Source organism: Prevotella sp. P4-98 (assembly GCF_002251405.1).
In the GTDB taxonomy this organism is placed as follows: domain Bacteria; phylum Bacteroidota; class Bacteroidia; order Bacteroidales; family Bacteroidaceae; genus Prevotella.
The window spans coordinates 23,395-45,241 of the sequence record NZ_NPJC01000084.1; the positions used below are offsets into that span (position 1 = coordinate 23,395).

22 protein-coding genes and 2 pseudogenes are annotated in these 21,847 nt (G+C 39.5%); 18 read left to right on the forward strand and 6 right to left on the reverse strand.

The window, feature by feature from the left end; all coding sequences use genetic code 11:
• Window positions 1–79 precede the first annotated feature (79 nt).
• From CIK96_RS12735 to CIK96_RS12755, 4 genes are all read left to right on the forward strand, one after another.
• Complete coding sequence (locus tag CIK96_RS12735; RefSeq protein ID WP_094440808.1) at window positions 80–2,734, forward strand: CHAT domain-containing protein; 2,655 nt, start codon at window positions 80–82, stop codon at window positions 2,732–2,734.
• Window positions 2,735–2,747: 13 nt separating this feature from the next.
• Complete coding sequence (locus CIK96_RS12740; protein ID WP_094440809.1) at window positions 2,748–3,170, forward strand: hypothetical protein; 423 nt, start codon at window positions 2,748–2,750, stop codon at window positions 3,168–3,170.
• A gap of 3 nt (window positions 3,171–3,173) precedes the next feature.
• Entirely contained in the window at window positions 3,174–3,764 is a 591-nt protein-coding gene (locus tag CIK96_RS12745) for a hypothetical protein (protein WP_094440810.1), read from the forward strand.
• Window positions 3,765–4,218: 454 nt separating this feature from the next.
• Entirely contained in the window at window positions 4,219–5,247 is a 1,029-nt protein-coding gene (locus CIK96_RS12755) for a hypothetical protein (RefSeq protein ID WP_094440812.1), read from the forward strand.
• A 185-nt stretch (window positions 5,248–5,432) separates the two neighbouring features.
• Here CIK96_RS12755 and CIK96_RS12760 read toward each other — a convergent pair whose 3' ends face one another.
• From CIK96_RS12760 to CIK96_RS12770, 4 genes and pseudogenes are all read right to left on the reverse strand, one after another.
• The gene (locus tag CIK96_RS12760; RefSeq protein ID WP_094440813.1) at window positions 5,433–8,162 is read right to left on the reverse strand and encodes a CHAT domain-containing protein; all 2,730 of its coding nucleotides are present in this window, start codon (window positions 8,160–8,162) and stop codon (window positions 5,433–5,435) included.
• A 16-nt stretch (window positions 8,163–8,178) separates the two neighbouring features.
• Entirely contained in the window at window positions 8,179–9,042 is an 864-nt protein-coding gene (locus CIK96_RS12765) for a caspase family protein (RefSeq protein ID WP_094440814.1), read from the reverse strand.
• A 42-nt stretch (window positions 9,043–9,084) separates the two neighbouring features.
• Window positions 9,085–9,189 (reverse strand): annotated as a pseudogene (locus CIK96_RS13735) (transposase); the annotation flags it as partial.
• Between the two features lie 158 nt (window positions 9,190–9,347).
• Window positions 9,348–9,884 (reverse strand): hypothetical protein, encoded by a 537-nt coding sequence (locus tag CIK96_RS12770; RefSeq protein ID WP_144007537.1) that lies wholly within the window; start codon window positions 9,882–9,884, stop codon window positions 9,348–9,350.
• Between CIK96_RS12770 and CIK96_RS12775 the strand changes: the two genes are divergently transcribed.
• Together CIK96_RS12775 and CIK96_RS12780 are read left to right on the forward strand one after the other, a co-directional pair.
• Window positions 9,863–10,387 (forward strand): transposase, encoded by a 525-nt coding sequence (locus CIK96_RS12775; RefSeq protein WP_144007538.1) that lies wholly within the window; start codon window positions 9,863–9,865, stop codon window positions 10,385–10,387. The two genes, CIK96_RS12770 and CIK96_RS12775, sit on opposite strands and share 22 nt — an antisense overlap.
• Window positions 10,309–11,202, forward strand: a complete 894-nt coding sequence (locus tag CIK96_RS12780; RefSeq protein ID WP_144007539.1) for an IS3 family transposase — start codon at window positions 10,309–10,311, stop codon at window positions 11,200–11,202. Before CIK96_RS12775 ends, CIK96_RS12780 begins: the two co-directional genes overlap by 79 nt.
• A 24-nt stretch (window positions 11,203–11,226) precedes the next feature.
• On the opposite strand, the gene CIK96_RS12785 is transcribed toward CIK96_RS12780, so the two are convergent.
• On the reverse strand, window positions 11,227–11,841 hold the full coding sequence (locus tag CIK96_RS12785) for a phospholipase D family protein (RefSeq protein WP_158214877.1): 615 nt from the start codon (window positions 11,839–11,841) through the stop codon (window positions 11,227–11,229).
• Window positions 11,842–13,517: 1,676 nt separating this feature from the next.
• On the opposite strand from CIK96_RS12785, the gene CIK96_RS12790 reads away from it, so the two are divergent.
• From CIK96_RS12790 to CIK96_RS12850, 12 genes are all read left to right on the forward strand, one after another.
• Window positions 13,518–13,895 (forward strand): single-stranded DNA-binding protein, encoded by a 378-nt coding sequence (locus tag CIK96_RS12790; RefSeq protein WP_094378795.1) that lies wholly within the window; start codon window positions 13,518–13,520, stop codon window positions 13,893–13,895.
• A gap of 229 nt (window positions 13,896–14,124) precedes the next feature.
• A complete protein-coding gene (locus CIK96_RS12795; protein ID WP_094383297.1) occupies window positions 14,125–14,433 on the forward strand; it encodes a helix-turn-helix domain-containing protein in 309 nt (102 codons plus the stop codon).
• Window positions 14,430–15,923 carry a type II toxin-antitoxin system HipA family toxin gene (locus CIK96_RS12800; RefSeq protein ID WP_254047142.1) on the forward strand — a complete coding sequence of 498 codons (1,494 nt, stop codon included), beginning with the start codon at window positions 14,430–14,432 and terminating at the stop codon, window positions 15,921–15,923. The genes CIK96_RS12795 and CIK96_RS12800 overlap by 4 nt, the downstream gene beginning before the upstream one ends.
• A 774-nt stretch (window positions 15,924–16,697) precedes the next feature.
• Window positions 16,698–17,075, forward strand: a complete 378-nt coding sequence (locus CIK96_RS12810) for a single-stranded DNA-binding protein (protein WP_027326084.1) — start codon at window positions 16,698–16,700, stop codon at window positions 17,073–17,075.
• A gap of 321 nt (window positions 17,076–17,396) precedes the next feature.
• The gene (locus CIK96_RS12815; protein WP_094378792.1) at window positions 17,397–17,747 is read left to right on the forward strand and encodes a hypothetical protein; all 351 of its coding nucleotides are present in this window, start codon (window positions 17,397–17,399) and stop codon (window positions 17,745–17,747) included.
• Window positions 17,748–17,766: 19 nt separating this feature from the next.
• Complete coding sequence (locus CIK96_RS12820; protein ID WP_094378790.1) at window positions 17,767–17,988, forward strand: DUF3873 domain-containing protein; 222 nt, start codon at window positions 17,767–17,769, stop codon at window positions 17,986–17,988.
• A complete protein-coding gene (locus CIK96_RS12825; RefSeq protein WP_173839808.1) occupies window positions 17,985–18,230 on the forward strand; it encodes a hypothetical protein in 246 nt (81 codons plus the stop codon). The genes CIK96_RS12820 and CIK96_RS12825 overlap by 4 nt, the downstream gene beginning before the upstream one ends.
• A 53-nt stretch (window positions 18,231–18,283) precedes the next feature.
• On the forward strand, window positions 18,284–18,865 hold the full coding sequence (locus CIK96_RS12830) for a hypothetical protein (RefSeq protein WP_094440821.1): 582 nt from the start codon (window positions 18,284–18,286) through the stop codon (window positions 18,863–18,865).
• Between the two features lie 56 nt (window positions 18,866–18,921).
• Window positions 18,922–19,089, forward strand: coding sequence for a ribonuclease P (locus CIK96_RS12835; protein WP_144007540.1), 168 nt, complete (start codon window positions 18,922–18,924; stop codon window positions 19,087–19,089).
• Between the two features lie 161 nt (window positions 19,090–19,250).
• Complete coding sequence (locus CIK96_RS12840) at window positions 19,251–20,003, forward strand: ParA family protein (protein ID WP_094378785.1); 753 nt, start codon at window positions 19,251–19,253, stop codon at window positions 20,001–20,003.
• A gap of 5 nt (window positions 20,004–20,008) precedes the next feature.
• Window positions 20,009–20,353, forward strand: a complete 345-nt coding sequence (locus tag CIK96_RS12845) for a hypothetical protein (RefSeq protein ID WP_094378783.1) — start codon at window positions 20,009–20,011, stop codon at window positions 20,351–20,353.
• A gap of 137 nt (window positions 20,354–20,490) precedes the next feature.
• A complete protein-coding gene (locus CIK96_RS12850; RefSeq protein ID WP_094378781.1) occupies window positions 20,491–20,994 on the forward strand; it encodes a hypothetical protein in 504 nt (167 codons plus the stop codon).
• Between the two features lie 164 nt (window positions 20,995–21,158).
• On the opposite strand, the pseudogene CIK96_RS12855 reads toward CIK96_RS12850, so the two are convergent.
• A pseudogene (locus CIK96_RS12855) lies at window positions 21,159–21,847 on the reverse strand (IS1380-like element IS614 family transposase); the annotation flags it as partial.

Here is a 21,847-nt window from a genome sequence, read left to right on the forward strand (position 1 = left end):
GCTATTCTCGCCAGTAACATGGTTCGCTATATTTGTTGCAGCTATCTATGTGGCTTACCAAATAATACACTAATAGAATATGAATAATCCAGAAAAGAAAAATATATTTAGGAGAATATTCATGAGTAATATATTCGAGAATATATACCATTTTCTCTTAATGTATGCTTGGCTTTTGCTTTCTATAGTAGGAGCTTTTGTAGGTCTTGTTATTATCATATTTGTATTAGAGTGGATGTTCCCAAAAGATGTGCATATCCTGAATTATGCACTTACAGACAAGACGTTCAAAGAATTATATTCAAACCACCATTATCACGCTGCCATTTTTATTGCGGAAGGAGATACATCATATGTGAATGATCATCTGAAGAATCTTCCCAATAAAGATATGTTGAGGGATTGTTATCTACATGTTGGTGAATATAGCAAGGCTGAGAAGATAGGAAGGGATTTTTTAAATTTGAACCCCGATATGTCAGATGTTTCGGACGATGACAAGGAGATGTCAAAGCTAAGTTTGGATTTCTTTCATGCTGTTGCAGCAAGGGACTTGTTCCGGCTATATGAAAGAATGGGGGATAGGGAGAAGCAACTGGAAATGTATAATGAATTGAAAAAGTTTGATAATGACAAGCGTTTTTCAAAAGTTAACGACATGCTTGCGAAGCATGGTTACAAATTACCAATCACTGATGAAGAACATTCTGACATATACACGTTGGAGCATAATCTAAAATATGACATCATATGTGGTTTGCATCTTGAAAATCCAGATGCGGCAATTGATTCTTTGAAGAATTATATAAATCATGTATGGCAGGTTCCTAAGTTTAAGTCGTCATTGAAATTGACGTTTGTAAATCGATTGATATCATGGTATTTAGAGAAAAATGACATATTCCAGGCACAAGCTATGCTTTTAAATGGAATCAATATCGTCCCTGCCATTGATAAAGAGGAGGATTTAGATCCGCTTGGCGATTTCGCTGAGTATTGTTATATTCTTCACGACTATAAAAATGCCAGACGTTTCATGAATGTCTATATGCGTTTCATGGATAAATATTACAGTGAAGAAGATTTAGGCTATTTGTTAGCAGAAGCTCGTATAATCAAGTATCAGAATAAGGTATCCTCTGAAAATATAGATAGGCTAATTCATTGTTGCAGAGGTCTCCGAACGCAGATTTCTAAAAATTTTGCAGGAATGACAACCAGTCAGCAGGAGTATTTTTCACAAGAATTGAAAGAGCCATTTTCTTATGCTCTTGCCCTTTTAAATGAATATCCCAATAATGAGAAACTAGTAGAACTCTGTTTTGAGAATGAGGTGTTTAACCGTGGGTTGCTTATGAGAACCGATGCTTTACTTAGAAACACACTGATAAACTCTTCAGACACGACTCTGTTAAACGATTATGAACAGTATATTGCTTTCAAGCAGGAATTGATAGCACGAGACGAGGTTGTTGGCCCTGGTAACTTTGCCAGAAGAATGTATCTTAAGCAGAAAATAACAGAATTAGAGAAAGAACTCTCTGTGAAGTGCTCTGAATTTGCCAGAAGTAATTATTCTGATATTCGTGTAGCGGATATAAAATCGTCTCTTTCACGCGAAGAAAGTCTTATTACATATGTAGAAATGCCAGGGAAGCACGGATCTTCTTTAGGGGCATTCTTGTTAAATAAGAAAGAAGGCCTTTTGTTTTTGCCGATGTGTTCATCAGAAGAGTTGTCATCCTTGGCAGAAATCGCTCGAACAAACACCCCTGGCTTATGTGTGGACAATAAGGCTTATCACTATTTGTTTGAAAAGTTAGCCGGTAAAATTGATCCCAAGGGAAATGTTGTGTATTCACCAGCAGGCATAGTACATCGGATACCTTTGATGGCATTGTTTATTGATGATAATACGACGATAGGGGATAAATATAATTTAAGAGCCTTGGCAAATCCTATTGACTCATACAAGAAGGGTACAAAAAAGGAATATGAAATAGAACAGATGAAAGTTGCTCTTTGGGGTGGTATCGATTATGGAATGGCAGACTCAGAGAATGGGAATGTGGTAAAAACAAGAGCTGTTCTGCGTGGTGACAATTTAATATACCTACCTGGTTCATTAAGCGAAGTTGATAATATCTCCCGTATGTTAAAAGGAAAAGTGGGTTCTGTTACTCCTTATACAGGGAATAGTGCGACAGAATCTTCCTTTAAGCGTGAAGCTTCTAGCGCTGATATTATACATGTTTCGACTCATGGTTTCTTCAATGAAGACAAGGAACACGAACATGGTAGTGCAATGCATAATTCAGGACTGTTTTTTGCAAATGCAAATGCAGCCTGGAAGGATGACTATAAGCCCCAGTCCTTTCAAACGGGATATGAAGATGGTATCCTGAGAGCAGATGAGATAGAAACTCAAAATCTTGGTTCTTGCGAGTTGGTCGTTCTATCCGCTTGTGAAACAGGTCTTGGGGAGATTAAGGGTGATGAGGGCGTTTATGGCTTACAGAGGGCTTTTAAACTCGCAGGCGCAAATAACATCTTAATGAGCTTATGGTCAGTACCCGATGCTGCAACAGAGGAGCTGATGAGACGTTTTTATGAGTTCCTTCTTTCTGGAAAAGACATTGACAGGGCTTTCTATAGTGCTCAGAAGAGCATGAAAGATAGTAAGAATCCAATTTACGGAGTCCGTGATTGGGGCGGATTTGTGTTACTTCACTAATATGATTTAGGTTATGAAATTATTTTTATTTGTCCTGTTTTTATTCTGGCTATACCATTACTGGCGTTTTACCGGCAAAAGGAAGTATATAAAAAAGTTGGTTGTCGTTGCAGAACATCTGTATTATAGACAGCCTTGTGAGCAAAGTGCATTGGAACTGGCGAGCGCATATATGCAAGCTCAACGTTACGCTGATGCTTACAGTACATTTCAGGATGTGCTGAAAAAGATGCCTGATACCATAAACAAAACTGATATTATTATGAATATGGAGTTCTGCAAGAAACCACTTCCATGGTCTTCTTCTCTGAAGAACCTTAATATGGGCTATTTGCATAACTTTATGCTGGTGCGTTTAGGTGGCCGGAGAAAAGTCATGATTTCGCAGGAAACAATCTTTAAAACAGATGATTATCTTAGAACTGGACATATTTAGAGTATGATATTATTATATGTGTTAATAGCTTGTCTGGTTCTCTTCTTGTTATCCGCAGTGATAATAAGATTAATGGTAGGGAATCGCTATCGTAATAATGAAAAGAAGGCGATTGCTGTTTCTCGTAGTATCTATAAATTACTCACTAGGCCTCAAAAGTATGCTATCGTTTTTTTGCTTGACGCTTTCAAAGACAGCGTCAGGACAGGTGTTACTGACTTGGCAGCTGCTATTCATCAAGTAGAAATTGAAGCAAGAGCAATGGATGTTTCTGTTAAAGAGGCAGATGAGTTCTTCAAAGCAGAAGGTTCTCAAAAAGGCATCATGCATGTAAGTAGATTACTGGATGAAATAAAAGAGGCTTATCCAGACATTGCAGATTTCTTGATGTATAGATGCCATTATTTTGTAAGTAGAGCCGGAGGCTCTAATCGCCAAATGGGAATGCCAAATGAGATGGTAGCACAAAGGTTATTCAAGCAGATATATACTCATTTGGGCTATTCTGAGAAAGAAATAGTATCAATAATTTCAAATCCTCAAAACTTAATAAGAAAGTTTGGAAGACATTATCTAGAAATAGAAAACTTTTAAATTCTTTACAAATATGATTGAAAATTGGGTATGGTTTTATGTGATGGCTGTATGTTTCGTTGGGCATTTCGCTTGCCTGACAACGCCTGCATTTAATAAACAAAACATGTTAAGAGATCCCTTAACAATGACATCCAGGTATGTTGTGACGGATTATAAGGGTAGGACAAAGATTGTTCCCTTGAAAGTCGGTGTGTTCTTATCTCTCTTCACGGTGCTTTCTCAGATTAGTGTTTTTGTACTTACGATATTGTCTTTCTTTTACGCTTCCACATGGTGGTATGCATTAATAGTGGTGCTATGTTCATTTTTCTTGGCATTCCTCTTGTATGTACAGCTATTCAAGCTTTCACTATTTTCAATTCTTTTCTATGTTGAGCTGATAGGAATACCGTTCATGATTTTCTTCACGAACTATTACCTCTGCTTCTAAAAATTCAAAAACAATAGTAATATGTTCATCGCTTTATCCGTTATCACCGTACTCGTTGTTGCGGCTTTGTTATTTATTAAAAGGTCTATGTCTAATGATGTCAATGGACTGTCAAGCACTTCTTACTGGGATCGATACACATTGAAATTCCCAGATAAAGCTGCGGCTATACTTGAAGTCACGGGTGTAAATATGTCTTCTCTTACAGACAATGATGCGAAGGAAATAGTTGGGTCAATCGAACGATGGTCTGAAAACTCGAAATGTAGCATCAGATCGTTAAAACAAAATTTTCTCGGTCCCATTATTGATATGATGAAAGAGGAAGGAGAACTTACATGGGATTATGTCCTCAATGACCTAAAATTTAAACGCATGAAGGAAGAGGCCAGCGTGTACAATATAAAACAAGATCATACCATTTCGAGATTTATGATTGATGCAGTTGTAGAATATCAGCAGAAACTTCAACATGATATTCTTTCATCATCATTGGCCGCAAGATTAGGGCTTACTGATGAGCAAATGAAACAAATCGAACAGAGTGAAAAGGAATTGAACCTTGCTCCAGACATATCCAAGAACAACAATTTAGAAAACAGACTATTTGAGCTAGCAAAAACTTGTGTGGATCGACTGTCAAATGAGTTCAAACCTCTTTCTGATGTTGGACGCGCAGAAGCTCTGTTGTTCTTTAGTACACTGATTTTAGATTTAGGGGAGTTTAAAAACGAACTGGATATGGATAAAATGGAAGATAAATACAAACTGTTACTTCACGACGAGGTGTTTTCGGAGTTTGACGTCGATGACATCTTCGCTTTTCTGAATAGTAGGAAAAATTTCTATATTTACCAGTACAGGAAGTTGAAAAGAGAGCGAATGTATACACCGATGTTTATATACAATGCCTTTTATATGAATCCAGGATGTGAACAGCCTGATTACTTGAGAGATTTCAACGAGTCGCCTTTTGTGTTACTAGGGTTGCAAGCTCAATTATATGAATTGGAAAGCTTTATCAATGATTCAAAAGAGTTAATAGATTAATAGAAGATTAGAATGGCCGGGTTGCTAGCAAAACAACAATCCGGACATTTTTGTTATAACCCTAAATTAGCTGGTTTCCCCATTCTGATTGACATAAATGCGATGTCTTTGTGAAGTCTCAGTTTTCGTATGAGCTAAAAGCCCCAATACAGATTCTGGTAGCTCATTTTTATCTAAAGAATATGTTAGTTGTAGATTAGGATAAATCCTGCCCAATAATACGGTTCCGGATACTCATCCATTATCTTTTTAAGTGCTGATTGATATGCTTTTAGCATGTCATTCTGCGCGAAAAGAGTTGAATAGAACTCGTCCATAAACTGGTATGTCACAGCATCATCTATTTTCCAAAGACTTAATAGCATAGAGCCGGCTCCTGCTTGTCTGAAAGCGTATTGTAATCCCTGAGTTCCTTCTATGTTATCAACGAAACCATTTGCTGTTTCGCATGCAGAGAGTACGGCTAAACTAACATTCGACAAATCCATTTTAGATATTTCGTAGGCAGTTAAAATACCGTCGTTACTTGATGTGGGAGGCAAGTTACCATTCCATGTTTCATAGGAATTTGCTAAGAATAGCCCAGTGCGAAGTAATTTGTTATCTTGGTATAGTTCTAAATTGTTGAAGAATGAATGAGTTTCTAAATCCTCATTATCTGATATGAAGAATCCGTGAGTAGCGATATGCAATATTGTAGGAGCCTTACCGTCAAGTTCGGTAAAGCTAGACTCAGTTGCTCTTTGTCCACTCAATATCTTTGTCTTAATATCTTTTTCTTCTATAATATTACGAATGTTTGCAACTTCCTCTGACGAATACTGGAGGTATTGTAGTGATCCTCTAACAGAACGCTCGCCCCTGGATAATCTAAAATGTCTGTCTGCATATTCAGCCTCTTTAATCTGTTCCTTTGAATATGCAATCCCTCCATACAAAGTCGCTTGATTTCCCCCTTCATGACGGTTTCTTACCGCTTTAAAAAAACTATGTCCAGAATAGGCACGATAAAAAGTGTATTTATCCATTAACCTCTTCCTGTCATGATAAATAGCATCGAAGTTAACAGCTTCTAGGACACCAACTGGACACACTATTATCGTATCGTGAAGAAGAAATGGTTCAAGCTTTCTGAAGAATGTAGAATATATTTTGTTGTTTGAATACGTGTCGTTTATTGCTGCACTGTCTTTAGAAAGAAATACAGATGCCTCCTTGACTGAGCATATGTCAATTAATGCAGGGTTTTCTTCTTCTGTGTTAATGATAAAAGCTGCATATCGTTCGTTGCCTTCAATATCAATGTATACACAGTATTCTATCAAAGAAGCTTTGCGATTTAGTCTCCTTGATATAGTTTTATACGAATAGATTCCGTTTAATATTTCATTTGTGCGTATCTTGTCATTAAGCAACATCTTGTTTAATTCTAGTTGCTCCAGGTTTCCGGCAAAATATTTCCCTTTCGTATTTCCATAATAGAGAGAGTCTCTTTTCTGATTATAGTATTGTAGAGAGTTTTGCGTGAATTCGTCAAACTCTCCATTCTTGTTTGCGTATCTTATATAGTTTGTAGTTTCTGTTTCAAAGTTCTTGATTGTCTGGAAGATGTCATAAGCAATAATAGCGGCTTTTGATTCTGGATACATCAAAGCTGTTTTCATGCTTAGCTGTTCCAATGTCAATGTTATCGATTTCCAGATTCTTTGTCTTTCATATTCTGTTTTTTTCTTGAAGATGTAGGGAATTATGAATTCTTTAACAGTATTATAGTATTGAGTTAGGTATTTATTTGCTTTTTCTGAATCATACATTGCAAAACTTGATACCATATTGAAATAACACAGATTGATGTCTTGGGGTACTATCACCGATGGTGCTATTTCCGTTAAACAGAGGGCTGCATCTTTATAATTCCTATCAACCAGATATTCTGTCGATTGCTTGAAGGCATTATAATTCTCTTCTTGAATTTTATTTAGCTGTAAACTAATGGGTTCGTAGCACTCCATTGGTAAGATGTCATACAGACACACTGCAGTAAAGGAAGAATAGGAATCGTTATAGTTTGTGCTATTTGGATTATTCACTAGCCAGTCATAGAGCTTGTAATCCGAAGTAAGTTGTTTCTTTAGTAGTTTTGTGTCTTTGAGTTTACATTTGTCGTATATGTCTTGCGCTGCGTCTAAATAACCTTTCCCCATGTCTAGCAATGGATTACTGTCTAAGTCAAAGCCCAAATCAATGCTGCCGTTTCTTAGTTGATATTCTCTGTTTGAAATCTCTTTCCAAAGAAGTGCGATGCCTCTTTGGTGAAGAGCTACTGCTAGTGCCAAATCAGAATGTGAATCCATGCTTCCTATTTCGGAAACAGGAGTATATAACAAAACATATGACCAATCTTCATTATTCCTGATTGCATAATTGATGTATGTGTATATCAGTGACAAATAATACTGATCATTCTTGTATCTGCTATTTTTGTAAACATCACGACACTTTTCTGTGAAATGTCGAAAAAAGATGTTGTTAGTGCAGTGGTAGATTCTAGAAAGCCAATATAGTTTCTCCCACATACTTCCATATTTCTCTTCTATCTCTTCCTGTTTCCCATTAAAGAATTCGTTGGCGACATACTCTAGGGCTTCAATGTTTTCATTCTTAAGAGTGTCGTCATCAAGATATTGGTATGTTCCTTTGTATATATTCGATAATGAATAATTGTACTCAAACAATTGATTTGATTGAATGAATAAATGTCTGTTAGCATGTATCTCACGCCAAGCTTTCTTGAATGACTCTTTTTCAATGGCATTATTAACATAACCAATAATACTATCTGTGCTTGACCTTTGAGCAAAGATTGGGCCAAGGATAAAAAAGATATGTATTATGATTAATATAAAACGCCCCATAAGAATAATGCTTCTATTATTTGATGCTACATTCCACAACCATTTTTTGTCTATTCCATGAAGGTAACAGATCTTGCATTGTAGAGTCTAAATTTTTTGTCCATTTTGCCTGCTTATCTATGCTTTTGGTTTGAAGAGTCTTGTAAATTGCATAGGTTAAAGGTCCATAATAAGTGTCTTTTATATATACTTCGGTATTTCTTTGGTGCGATTGACATGCTTCCAGCATAACAATAGGGGAATATCCTCTAATGTCGTCAATATTATAATATCGTTTTTGTGTCTTTGGAACTTTATATATCTTGTTGTTTTTAGAAAACCCTTTTCCGGTGCCTCTGTAGATGTCTTCTTCTGACTCTCGATATGAATTTCCTGCATGACAAGCATCTATAGTAACGTATAGTATTCCATGTTCTCCAATTTTTTTACGGATTTTGATAAGGTATGTGTTTAATATGTCATCTGTTAAATGTTTATTTCCCGAATAAACATTTTGTTCATAATATAAATGGGCGTCAAAAGGGATGAAGGACTCGTCCCAACCATCTTGTTCATCTCCATTTATATCCTCAAATGGTTGTCCATGACCAGAAAAATGGATATAAACAAGATCTCCTTCTTTAGTTTTTTTTGTGAGATAATTCAACTCTTTAATAATGTTGTCATACGTAGCATTGGCGTTCTTAAGTTCTCTTATGGAAAAGCCTTTTAGCACAGATTTCATTAAATCCACATCGTTCGCGCCATGAATATTTTTCCATCCTGTATTATTGCCATATTGTGAAATGCCAATAAGTAATGCACGCTTGTCCTGAGCGTGTGTTAAAAGACAACACGACAGATGAATCAAAATGCAATATATAATTCTTTTGCCAGTCATAGATATGCAGATAATCAATAGTTCGTTAAAAATTAGCCAAGCCTAAGCGGCTCTGGCAGTAAATAAAATGAGCTCTTTGAAAAGTTTGTCAACAACTTGCGGGTCTGGGGTAATCCCGAACACGCAAATATATCGTTCAAGCATAAATGGAGTTGACTTTTGCCTTGCTCCGAAGCGTTACGAAAATAGCATGGGTGAAGGTGATTTACCTCCTTTCTTCAAAAAAAAACTCTGTCCTATATCATGGACATTACTGGGGGCTTCTATGTTTAGAAATACCTTCTACTGCCTTCATTTCTTGTATGTTAGTTCCATATTAAACAGTCAAAATGAGCAAAATCGTTTAATCCGGGAATATCTTTAATTAAGCCAGCAATTTCTTGTAAAATCTCTAAATATCGTTTTCCGGATATTTTCCCAGAGATTCCTTTGACCCCAAAACGTTTTAGGAATTCTTTTGCAGGTCCATTAATAACCATAAACTTCTTGGGATTCCTCACGCACATTATTTTAGATGCATAACCGATACCGATATCTTTACACGAACATAGATTGTCGATAGCATTTGCTAAGTCTTCTTCTGAAGCCGTATATGCCCTTTTTATGGCATTAATTGTATCATCTTGATAAAATGTATTTCGTTGACTACTTCTTATTCGTCCTAATTCTGCAATTTCAACAAATTGTTTGCTATTAAAACTTCTAAAGCCGTGCTTGACATCCATTGCAGCTCGTAAATCTTCTACAACTTTATCTCTATCGCGAAAATTGTGGCTACTACTGAACTGAACCCCAAAAGTTGGACACAACCAACAAGAATATGAAGTATAAGAAACGCTCATTGAAAGAACGTCTGGCTATCTGTCAGATGATTGAGAACGGAATGCCTGCGCAGACGATAAGAGAACTCACAGGCGTCAGTTTCTCTTTGCAACAGTTATGGCACCTCAACTACGAAATCTTCGGTAAAGCAGGACTCAAGAAACGCAAGTACAGGGTGTATTCTGAATCAGAAAAAATGTTTTTGATTCATGAATATCAGAAAAAAGATGTACCTTTGCTCCGGTTCTGTGTTGAGCACAAGGTTTCTCAGGTCCAGTTTAGAACCTGGTACAAAGCCTATCAGGCTGAGAGTCACTTGCCTTTCAGCACTTTGCCATTATCACACAAACCTCAGAAAATGGTATCAAAGAAGATAAATGACAGGCAGCTCAGTAAGGATGAGTTACTTGAAGAGCTTGCTTATCTCAGAGCAGAGAATGCGCTATTAAAAAAAGTAAAGGCTTTAATGGACGAAAGGGAGGCCCGAGAGCTAAAGACTGGGCACAAGCCATCCAATCATTAAGGCCAAAGCACGACCTCAAGCATCTGCTGAAGGTCGTAGGGATGGCTCGCTCAACTTTCTTCTATCACATCAAGCAGAAACAAGACAAGTACGAAGAAGTCTGTAAGAAGATAACAGACATATACGCCAGGAACAAAGGACGTTACGGGTACAGGAGAATATGTATTGAGCTCCGCAGTCAAGGCATTTGCATCAATCACAAGACTGTTGCAAGGCTTATGCAAGAAATGTCACTCCAGGCCAAGAGAAAAGTACGCCATTATCGGTCTTATAAAGGACAAATCGGCAAGACGGCACCTAATGTGCTTGAGCGTGATTTTAGCGCAACTGGTCCAAATCAGAAGTGGGCTACAGACGTTTCTCAGGTCAATATAAAAGATCGCAAGTGCTATCTGTCTACTATACTTGACCTCTGGAATGGAGAGATTGTCAGCTTTACAATATCAGACAGTCCGAACCTGAAGATGGTGACCGAGATGCTAAAGAAGGCTTTTGGCAACAAGGCCAACTATGCAGGCCTTATCATGCACTCTGACCAGGGCTGGCACTACCAGCACAAGGAGTATCAGAATATGCTTCAAGAAAGAGGCATTGTGCAAAGCATGTCACGAAAGGGCAACTGTTTGGACAACTCCATGATGGAGAACTTCTTTGGACTGATGAAGAACGAACTACTATATGTAAACTCGTTCGATGATATCAAATGTTTCAAGAAGGAATTGGAGGAATATATCTCGTACTATAACAACAAGAGAATTAAGCTTAGGCTCGGCATGAGTCCTGTACAATACAGGAAACAACATCAAAACAAATAAGATAAACCGTCCAACTTTTTGGGGTCACATCATACTTATCTTGGAAAGGGTCTCTGTTAGTTGCTGTATCAACTCTCTTTTATTATACTCATTCACAGTATTCCAAAGTTGTTGAATGCGCTGCTTTATTTGCTGATGTTTTTGATCTAAATTCTTTTGTTGCCTATCTACGAACTCTTGTTTGTAGGTCTCAATAAAACATTTATCCACATTGCGTAAGGTTCGTTTGTCTATGTGATTAAACCAATCGATCACAGATTTAGAAAAACGAATATCATTGCTGTGAACTGATAGTTCAATATTACTGGTAAAACCAGCTGTTGTAGCATTTGCAGAGCCAACGATAGATGAGTATTTCCCATTTCGCCTCTTTACAACATATACTTTGGGATGAAAGGTAACATTACTTTTGCAGACTTGTATGTCACAGCCGGCATTGTATAATGTTTCTATTGCGCTCGGCTCTGTTGGTAAGTCTATACCGACAATTATATGAATATGGTTTGTGTCCAGTGTCTTCGCATTTGAAAGCAATTGTTTGGCGATATGTTTTTGTAATAGAGCAACGGCTATCCATATTTCTTTTGCACTAGCAAAAAACACTTTGGGATTGATAGTATCAATACATTTTGTTGTCATAATGATATATTTACTTAAATAATTATTGAATGATGTTTGTTGCAATGACCGATTCATGTAGTTTATTATTTGCCGATGCAGAGCATCTAACACATTGATAATCAGACATGAACACAATGCAGGAACAGAGTTTGAGCCGTTGTTGAAAACGGCGGTTTTTCTTCTGCAAATCACTGATTATCAATCCAATATGCCGTAGTGTTCCTGTTTGTTTTCTCTTGTTTTCATGTCCTACTTTCCAATACAGAGCGTGTAACACTCTGACTATCAGTGTATATAGTGTGTAACGGTCGGTAATTGAGCCGTTGGTCACACTCTCTGTACTTCCCTCTTAATCCTTTGAATATCAGCGGTTTTTGTTATTTCGCCATGATTTGACCTTCCATTGGGGAGATGTCTTCTAATTAACATTTTCTACTTTCCCACGCAGATGTTCAACACGTCTGAATATCAGTGTATTACAAATAAATGAACGATAGTTGAGCCGCTGTCCTTTTGAAAACATTTTAGCTTGATTATCAGCTATTTGTCTAAATTTTGCTTTCTCTTCTTTTCATTTTGAACCTAATTTTGCAGATTGTAAAATTAACATATTTAACATTCAATAACACAATATTGCTATGTGCTCATATCAAAACGTAGCGTAATCTTGCTTTATTCTGCAGATCCAGTTGTTCAACATGAACACCTCGAAGAACTTGTATGTGTTCATTCTGACATATGCTTTCATGCTTTTTGGAGAATGCAATTCTATCTTGGCCCGACATCTTGCCGATAAGATGTATGAGTTGCAATCTATATTACCTGTTCTAATGATGATGCAAAATTACCACAAATACTTTTCATTGTGACATTTTTATACTGAAATCAGTCAAAACACCCCAAAATTTAACTTTCTTCAGTAAAGAGAAAGAAAAAATGGAGTATCATCTATTCATACAAGTTTATTTCGTCATATACATATATATGGCTTTCATAAACCTGTAAACTCAATCTCTGTTCCTGTTCTAAGCCATTTGAGGTCATGACATTTGAGTTTAGAGAACATGTATATATACATGAGTAATTCTAAACTTAAACTTACATGCCATAAGTTGAGCCCGATGGCTGCTCATTGACGGCAGGGTCAGTCCTTCTTTTTCTCCTTGCTGAATTACTTCTTTCTTTTGCTTCTGTGAATCGTTGCAAGAACCGCATTGCGTTTACTCTCGACATCCTAATCCCCAGGTGTGCCTTCCTCATGTTCCCTTCCTTGTGCGTTCTCCGTCTTTTCATCGTATTTGCATCCCCAAGCTCTTCATACTGTTGCTCAGTTTCCGACCATCCTTCAACGGCTATGGACACGATGTTTGTTCATCGCTTGTTTATCTGATATAGATACCTGTTTCCTTTACCTAACACCGATTACTTGATTTTCTGCACTTTTCTCCACTTCTTGTTTTGGACGAAGCAGACACACTTACTTTTTCCGTCGCAAAGTTAGCGCAAGCCGCATTGTATCAAGTACCAGTGTCTTATTACCTGAATTATTTCAAAAACTTTTTCGTCTGACATCATCCAAAAAACTTTTCTGTGCCAAGGTGAAATAATTCGGTAATTCCTTGCTTGTCTGCTTTCCTTGCTAACTCTGATAGCAACGTAAAAAATAAATGTTTCACTTCTAAAATTTCAAAGTTATGAAAAAGATTGAAAATTCTTTCGTAGTAAGCGGTTTCGTAGGTAAGGATGCAAGCATCCATCAGTTCTCAACAGCAAGCGTTGCACGTTTCTCACTGGCCATCAGCCGTACTGAGAAGAATGGCGAGGAAACAAACCGCACATCAGCCTTCATGAATGTAGAGGCATGGCGCAAAAATGAGAACACATCTTCCTTCGACCGCCTTGTAAAGGGAACTCTCCTTATGGTAGAAGGCTACTTCAAGCCTGAGGAATGGCAGGATGCCGATGGAGTCAAGCACAACCGTGTGGTTCTCGTCGCAACCAAGTTCTACGAAGCTGTGGAGAAAGAAGAAACTCCTGCTCCACAGGAGAGCAAGACAAAGAAGGGCAAATAACCCTTCTCGTCATCAAAGAGCGGCCATCGGGTCGCTTTTTTTGTGTTTTGGGCTCTCTTTTTCCTTACAGAACCATAAAATTTGCTCTTTATCCAACATTTTCCTTGCCGTTATGCATTTATTTCAAAAACATTGCGTAATTTTGCAGTCATAAATATAAGCGTAATATAAAATAGACGATAAAACAATATATAAATTATAGTAAGGTATAAAATAAAAGTGTGATATTATGGCTGATTATTACGAATATTCCATACCAGAATTGATAAAGCTGCTTGGAGCGAGATTCAAAGATTATCGTCTGCGTAGTAACATGACGCAGAAGGATGTCTCTGAGCAATCTGGTATCACCATTACTACCATTCACAAGTTTGAGAACGGAACGTCAGGCAATATGTCGCTTGGTACGTTCCTATTGCTGATGAAGGCTATCGGCCAGATAAATACTCTAGACGAACTGATGCCAGAACTTCCAGATTCTGCATATCTCATCAAGTCAGAAAAGAAGGTTCAACGAATTAGACATAAGAAATCATGATAACAAGCTCCCTTAAAATAATGCTCTGGGACAAGGAGATCGGTCGTTTGTCATGGGATGGCAGGAAAGGAATTTCGTACTTCGAGTTCAATCCTGCTGTTATCGGTGGCGAACTAGATCCTTTCCCTCTTATTGCTTCTACCAAGTCACCTGCAAGCCGTCGTCCTATCATGGGAGATAAGGAAATGAAGCTTTACCGTAAATTGCCTCCTTTTCTTGCTGATTCGCTTCCTGATGCTTGGGGAAATCAAGTCTTCGAATGTTGGAGAATACAGAACGGCATCCGAAACCAGGAAATCACTCCTCTTGAAATTCTCTCTTTCATTGGCAAGCGAGGAATGGGAGCATTGGAGTTTATCCCTGAATCATCTGGCATTAAGAAGTCCGAACAACTCAATCTTAAAGCTTTGACGGACTTGGCTCAAAAGATATTCACTGAGCGTGAGAACGTAAAGATAATGCCAGATGAGTCTTTGACGATGCAATCCTTGATAGCTGTTGGCACCTCTGCAGGTGGCAGACAGCCTAAAGCCATCATTGCCATAAATCCAAAGACTGGTGAGATAAGAAGCGGACAGATAGCTGGGCAAAAAGAGTTTGAATACTGTATTCTTAAGTTTGGTGATCCTTCACGTTCTTCTGCTGAGCTTGAAATGGCTTATTACAAAATGGCTACAGCTGCTGGTATCAACATGATGCCATGTGAACTTATTGAAGTTGAGGGACAGAATCACTTCATAACGCATCGTTTCGATCGTGATGAGGAACGTAAGCTTCACATGCAGACACTGGCTGCCTTATACCCCGAAGCAGACAGCTACGAGAAACTGCTGATGGTATGTCGTAAGATGCGACTTCCTGAATCCACACAGGAAGAGGTATTTCGCAGGATGGTGTTCAACATCCTTGCCAACAACACCGATGACCACAATAAGAACTTTTCTTTCCTAATGGACGAAAACGGTCATTGGCAGTTATCGCCAGCATATGACATGACCTATATTTTCAATGTCGGAGGTTTCCTTCCAGAGACTATGCACTGCCTTATGATGCAAGGAAAGCTGCAAGGTCAAACCTTTGAAGATGCTCTTGCTCTCGCCAAAGATAATGGTATCAGAAAGGCAGAAACCATTATCAAAGAGGTTGCTTCTGCTATCTGTAAGTTCCGTAAATACGCAGAAGAATGTGGTGTAGGTCAGCAATGGATAGCTGCTGTTGAAACTTGCTTGAACAACCATCTGGCAAATTGGGGCTTCTTGCCTGATAGCAGTTCACCATCATTTGATATTGATGGCATTCTATATGAGAATGTACGTGTAGAACAAACTTACAAAGGCAATTTCCATCTTCTTTGCGAGATACAAGGAAAAGAGCGTAAGTTTGTTATATCAAAAAACAAAGCAGCGTATGCAGAGATTGAAGAAACAGGTACTTCCAACCTCTCGATAGAACAACTGCATACACTGGTTGAAACATACCTTGCCAGGTAAATCTACATATTGATACTACATAAAGAGCGGCTTCGGTCGCTCTTTTTTATACCTTCTCCCTACTGAAGGAAAATCGTCTTTTTTACATTCGAAAGTATGGGTAATAGACTTGAAACCATGAAAACATTTGAGTTTGGAGAACATGTATATATACATGAGTATTTCTAAACTTAAACTTACATGCCATAAGTTGAGCCCGATGGCTGCTCATTGACGGCAGGGTCAGTCCTTCTTTTTTCTCCTTGCTGAATTACTTCTTTCTTTAGCTTCTGTGAATCGTTGCGAGAACCGTATTGCGTTTACTCTCGACATCCTAATCCCCAGGTGTGCCTTCCTCATGTTCCCTTCCTTGTGCGTTCTCCGTCTTTTTCATCGTATTTGCATCCCCAATCTCTTCATGCTGTTGCTCAGTTTCCGACCATACTTCAACGGCTATCGGCACGATGTTTGTGCATCGCTTGTTTATCTGATATAGATACCTGTTTCCTTTACCTAACACCGACTACTTGATTTTCTGCACTTTTCTCCACTTCTTATTTTGGACGAAGCAGACACACTTACTTTTTCCGTCGCAAAGTTAGTGCAAGCCGCATTGTATCAAGTATCAGTGCCTTATTACCTGAATTATTTCAAAAACTTTTTCGTCTGACATCATCCAAAAAACTTTTCTGTGCCAAGGTGAAATAATTCGGTAATTCCTTGCTTGCCTGCTTTCCTTGCCAACTCTGATAGCAACGTAAAAAATAAATGTTTCACTTCTAAAATATCAAAGTTATGAAAAAGATTGAAAATTCTTTCGTAGTAAGCGGTTTCGTAGGTAAGGATGCAAGCATCCATCAGTTCTCAACAGCAAGCGTTGCACGTTTCTCACTGGCCATCAGCCGTACTGAGAAGAATGGCGAGGAAACAAACCGCACATCAGCCTTCATGAATGTAGAGGCATGGCGCAAAAACGAGAACACCTCTTCCTTCGATCGCCTTGTAAAGGGAACTCTCCTTACGGTAGAAGGCTACTTCAAGCCTGAGGAATGGCAGGATGCCGATGGAGTTAAGCACAACCGTGTGGTTCTCGTCGCAACCAAGTTCTACGAAGCTGTGGAGAAAGAAGAAACTCCTGCTCCACAGGAGAGCAAGACAAAGAAGGGCAAATAACCCTTCTCGTCATCAAAGAGCGGCCTTCGGGTCGCTTTTTTTATGCATCTCCTTTTCTTTGCCGAATGGGTGTTCCTGTTATAATGATTGCCATACATCGACTTCTGGGAATCGGTAGAAATTCTGTTGCGAAGGTAATGGTTACGTCTCATCTCCTGCAAGGTCAAGGCTGCCCGCTTTGATGGAAAATCTCCACACCTTTCGGGTAGTATTTTGCATCAAAACCTTGCCAAGATAGCCGTAACACCTTCTGAAAGCAACATAATTTTTAACCATTCCCGAAGTAGTTGATCTACGAAAGGGAGAAAAAACAATATCAATATGACGACAAGAGAATCGATTTTGAGCCGACTGACCAAGGGTGTTAGTGGCACAGACCAGGAACTTTTCAGCAAGGATGAGTTGAACAAGTTTGCGGACTTCTACCGTGACAAGTGGGACGAGAACACAAGCGAAGACGTAATTGCTGAGTCCTTTGTGGATTATTGGTGGGACACTGACAGAGCCTGCCGTAGATGCTCTGAGTGCGGCAAACTCATGCGTGAAGGCTATTGTGTGGATATGGGAGTAGCCTACTATTGCAGCGAGGATTGCTTACATAGTGACTTCACAGATGAAGAGTGGGCAGAAGAATGCGAAAGCAATGACCAGAGTTATTACACAGAATGGTAACAATTCTATCAATTCAGATATGGAACAGAAAATGACTATCAATGGAGTAAGCACCTGCACCATCGCAGGTGCTGAGAAATACGAGAAATATCAGTCGGGCATAGGCAGAAAGAGACGTACACTTGTACAATATGACTACCGACATGTGGACGGCGAACTCTTCTCTTGTGTATGCGCAACGCTTGAAGAGTGCCGGAAGAAGCGTGATGAATGGATGAAAAGGAAGGAGGGAACAAGATGATTACTCATTATAAGACACTTGTTGTCAGATTTAACTCGCCCATTGCAGTAATAGATGAAGTCTTTAACGATGTGGCTTTTTTGGGAGTTGGCAATCTGAAAGAGTGGATTGACGATTACGAAAGCACACGTTTCACCGCAATAGACGAACAAACGGCAGTCATCACAAGCGAGTATAATATGGAATGCGTAAGAGAATGGCTTGAACATCATGCCACCTTCGCAGTAATAGCAGAATACTAATAGTGTGGCGGTGCATCTACCGCCCACATTTCACAATAAACAAATAGACAGTTATGGCAAATCAGGCAACTACCACCTACAAGGTGACAGGTTCTCGCAAGGCTGTGAGCGACCTTTGGAAGACCCTTCAGGGCATGAATGTGAACACCAAGAATGTATGGCTGAACGAATTGGCAGACTTCTATGGCATCGACTACGGAGCAAAGCAAATCAGCGTCAGAGGGCATATCTATTGGGCAGAGTATGAGGAAGATGACGAGAATACTCTTCTATCGTTTGAGACAGAAAGCGCATGGGATGCGTGCACCGAACTCTTTGAGGAGATAAACCATCATCTACACGATGAACTCTCTATCAGTTACCGAGTTTGTGAATGTGGATGCGAAGTTTACTACGTCCATGATGAAGGCTCTTTTTTCCCCGAAGAGTGTTGTGTCAGTTCAAACGGCAAACCATTTGAGGACGCTTATGATGACGTTTACGATACGGTGAAGGATGCTATCAACGAATGGGTATCAAAGACCGGAATCGAACAAGGAGAACGCACAGAGGAACAGATGGTTGACTTCATCAACGAGTATGAGTATGAGAATGAAGAAACCTACTTCTATATTCGGGTCTTCACTTTTGAATAAGAAACAAGCGAGAGCATGAGCAAGCCTTGTGCTCTCGCATTAAACCTACACAGAATATGTACGAATATGAATCAGAATTATTGGGAGAGTCTTGCGAACTGGGAACCCCATGGAAAGGCTGCCGCTTTGCTACAATCATTGAAGATTATGGAAAGGAACTGCTTGTACAAGTGAGCAATGGTGCAGAGGTGACAGTACTCAGAGACGAGGTGTTTATACTCTGACCACCTAACACTTCTCCTGACTATAAAGGCTGTCAGGAGAAGTGACAAGGCTAACCAAAGTAACGTCAGTAACTTTGTACACGTTAATACAAGTAGCCACGTAGCCTTGTGGACTTGTATAGTTGTACACATTTATACATATATACATAATGGAAATAAGTATGAAACAGAAAATCATTACGTTCGCCAACCACAAAGGAGGGGTGTCAAAGACCACTTCCACAGCCTCTATCGGGGCTTGCATGGCGCAAATGGGAAAGAAAGTCCTGCTCATCGACCTCGATGGACAGGCAAATCTCACATTGTATTTCATCCCTAACGAAGATGAGATTGAGACCAGCATCTTTGATGCTCTCGTAGATGGAGCACCATTGCCAGTGAAGCATATTAGGGAAAATCTCGACCTTGTGCCATCTTCACTTGAAATGGCGAGTGCGGAGATTGCCCTGACCAATCTCCTGGCAAGAGAACAGCTGCTCAGTAGGCTTCTTGACCCAATCAGACAGGACTATGAATACATCCTCATCGACTGCCCACCTTCATTGGGCATCGTCACTACGAATGCCTTTCTTGCAGCCGATGAAATCATCGTGCCAATGACTCCTGAGCTGCTTCCGCTCAAAGGAATGAGGATGCTTGATGCTTTTGTGACCAACCTCCAAAGAGTGAAGCCCTCTCTTCGCCTGGGAGGTGTGTTCATAGCCCGCTTCAACCATCGAAAACTGAACAAGGTGGTTGAGCAAGCCGTAAAGTCTCGCTACGAAAGCATCACCATGAAGACCCGAATCCGTGAGAACATAGCCCTCGCCGAGTCGGCAGGAAGCGGAAAAAGCATCTTCGAGTACGACCCTAACTCCAATGGAGCCAAAGATTACCTTGCGTTGACGGAGGAGATTATTTCACGTAATCAATAAAGACCATGGGAAAGAAGAATATGGACATCCTGCTTGGCAATATCTTGGGAAATGCTGTCGTCAAGCCGCAGGACAGGTATGAAGATCCGGCTGCTCCTTTACCAGAGAATGATGCTCTAGCACCATCTACGAAAGCAACAACCAAGGAAAAGCCTGATGACACTTGGCGACACTTCTCCTTTATATGCTCAAAAGCCCTTGTGGACAAGGTGCAAGCCATTGCCCACAAAGAAGGCTTTACTATCCGTTCCTTTATGGAATATGTAATGAAACAAGGTATAGAGGCTTATGAGTCCAAGCACGGAAAGGTGAAGAAAATCAGGTCGAAAGAAATTCATGAGGTGATGTAGCCATGTGGATAAGTAGCCATGTATATGTGTGGACGTGTACACATGTGGACATGAATACATATAGACATGAATACATATATATATGTGGACGTGAGAACATAGTTCAAAACATTAGTAACCAATAAAATAAAAAGACAATGAAAAAGTATTTCCTAACCGCCATCCTGTCATTGTTGGTGGCAACAGTGTTTACCTCTTGTGGTGATAATGACATTATCGAAGGAACTGAAAAACCATCATCCGAGCTCAAAGTATGGGTAGAGCCGTATCACATCAAAGGTGCGTCCTTGGATGAAGTAACAGCTTACATGAGTGTTACAATGATGCGTTACCATTTCGAGGCAGAGAACAAGACCGCTGATAGTTTTCAGTTGGCATATAAGACGGGTAATGGCAACGAGGCTATTCTCTATAGTTTCTTGCGAAGCGACAGCACCCTGTATTCAGTCATTGATACGGAACTTATCTCCAACAGCCGTCTGATAATAGACTATCTGAAGAAACACTACACTCTCGTATCTGCATCCGATGAACCTTCCTACCAATACTGTTTCACCACCGAGGATAGGTCTATGGTCATTACCACCATGAAGGTGTCTGATGTATGTTTCAACGTGAACTATTCCTTTGTTTATTCCTAAAATCCGCAAGCAATCTCAATGGCAATCTCAATTGCAGTAAAGAGCTTGAACACTATGCATCATGATAGTATGAGCGTGAATTTTGTCCGATTTGTGCATACCTTCCCCTTACCCCACAATGCGACTTGAGGCAATACGCAGATTAAAACCATAAGGAACGGACTTTATCCGAATCCAGTTTTGAAAGGTCTTGCATAAGCCCGGTTTTCAGTATAGATATTCAGCACGTATTGCCTTGCTGTCATGATCCACTTGGCAGGTACGGAGATGAATCTGAAGACAAAAGCCTTTATGCGACTCGTTTCCTTGAGCCCGAAAGCCTTGGTGTCAAGCTTGCTAATGATGGTCTTATAGAAATTGTGTATCAATGCCGTAAGCAGAAGGAATACGGTGTTCTCTGACATGAACGACTTGGGGAGCCTGTTCCAGCCGAATCCGTTGTTCATATCATCGAATATACGCTCTTTGCCCCCACGCTTGTTGTAAAATTCGACGATGTCTCTTGTTGATGAGTCATAATCGTTGGTAAGAATGCATCTGTAGGTGTATTCACCTTCCCACAAGTCAAGCTCTCCATCCATGCGCTTTTGTCTCTGAATGACAAGACGATAGCACTTGCCTTCCCATTTCTCAACAAGAATGGAATTGAGTTCAAACTGGATGCCGTTGATTTCCTCCGTCTTCCATCCCCTCAGTGAAAACAAGTCATCGTAGAGCGAACTGCATCTGTTGGCGCGGATGTAGAAGTGCGTGCAATGCTTCTCTATCTCACTGACAATTTCCTTCGAGCACGAACCACAGTCGGCTCTGAAGCGATTCACACGGATGCTGTTGGCTTCCAGTAGGGCAAAGA

Coding starts and splice junctions, on each gene's coding strand:
- CIK96_RS12845 (WP_094378783.1), top strand. CDS start 20,009: ATGGGAAAGAAGAATATGGACATCCTGCTTGGCAATATCTTGGGAAAT.
- CIK96_RS12830 (WP_094440821.1), top strand. CDS start 18,284: ATGGCAAATCAGGCAACTACCACCTACAAGGTGACAGGTTCTCGCAAG.
- CIK96_RS12815 (WP_094378792.1), top strand. CDS start 17,397: ATGACGACAAGAGAATCGATTTTGAGCCGACTGACCAAGGGTGTTAGT.
- CIK96_RS12820 (WP_094378790.1), top strand. CDS start 17,767: ATGGAACAGAAAATGACTATCAATGGAGTAAGCACCTGCACCATCGCA.
- CIK96_RS12795 (WP_094383297.1), top strand. CDS start 14,125: ATGGCTGATTATTACGAATATTCCATACCAGAATTGATAAAGCTGCTT.
- CIK96_RS12765 (WP_094440814.1), bottom strand. CDS start 9,042: ATGACTGGCAAAAGAATTATATATTGCATTTTGATTCATCTGTCGTGT.
- CIK96_RS12785 (WP_158214877.1), bottom strand. CDS start 11,841: ATGACAACAAAATGTATTGATACTATCAATCCCAAAGTGTTTTTTGCT.
- CIK96_RS12735 (WP_094440808.1), top strand. CDS start 80: ATGAATAATCCAGAAAAGAAAAATATATTTAGGAGAATATTCATGAGT.
- CIK96_RS12850 (WP_094378781.1), top strand. CDS start 20,491: ATGAAAAAGTATTTCCTAACCGCCATCCTGTCATTGTTGGTGGCAACA.
- CIK96_RS12810 (WP_027326084.1), top strand. CDS start 16,698: ATGAAAAAGATTGAAAATTCTTTCGTAGTAAGCGGTTTCGTAGGTAAG.
- CIK96_RS12740 (WP_094440809.1), top strand. CDS start 2,748: ATGAAATTATTTTTATTTGTCCTGTTTTTATTCTGGCTATACCATTAC.
- CIK96_RS12825 (WP_173839808.1), top strand. CDS start 17,985: ATGATTACTCATTATAAGACACTTGTTGTCAGATTTAACTCGCCCATT.
- CIK96_RS12775 (WP_144007538.1), top strand. CDS start 9,863: ATGAAGTATAAGAAACGCTCATTGAAAGAACGTCTGGCTATCTGTCAG.
- CIK96_RS12835 (WP_144007540.1), top strand. CDS start 18,922: ATGTACGAATATGAATCAGAATTATTGGGAGAGTCTTGCGAACTGGGA.
- CIK96_RS12760 (WP_094440813.1), bottom strand. CDS start 8,162: ATGGGGCGTTTTATATTAATCATAATACATATCTTTTTTATCCTTGGC.
- CIK96_RS12745 (WP_094440810.1), top strand. CDS start 3,174: ATGATATTATTATATGTGTTAATAGCTTGTCTGGTTCTCTTCTTGTTA.
- CIK96_RS12755 (WP_094440812.1), top strand. CDS start 4,219: ATGTTCATCGCTTTATCCGTTATCACCGTACTCGTTGTTGCGGCTTTG.
- CIK96_RS12770 (WP_144007537.1), bottom strand. CDS start 9,884: ATGAGCGTTTCTTATACTTCATATTCTTGTTGGTTGTGTCCAACTTTT.
- CIK96_RS12840 (WP_094378785.1), top strand. CDS start 19,251: ATGAAACAGAAAATCATTACGTTCGCCAACCACAAAGGAGGGGTGTCA.
- CIK96_RS12800 (WP_254047142.1), top strand. CDS start 14,430: ATGATAACAAGCTCCCTTAAAATAATGCTCTGGGACAAGGAGATCGGT.
- CIK96_RS12790 (WP_094378795.1), top strand. CDS start 13,518: ATGAAAAAGATTGAAAATTCTTTCGTAGTAAGCGGTTTCGTAGGTAAG.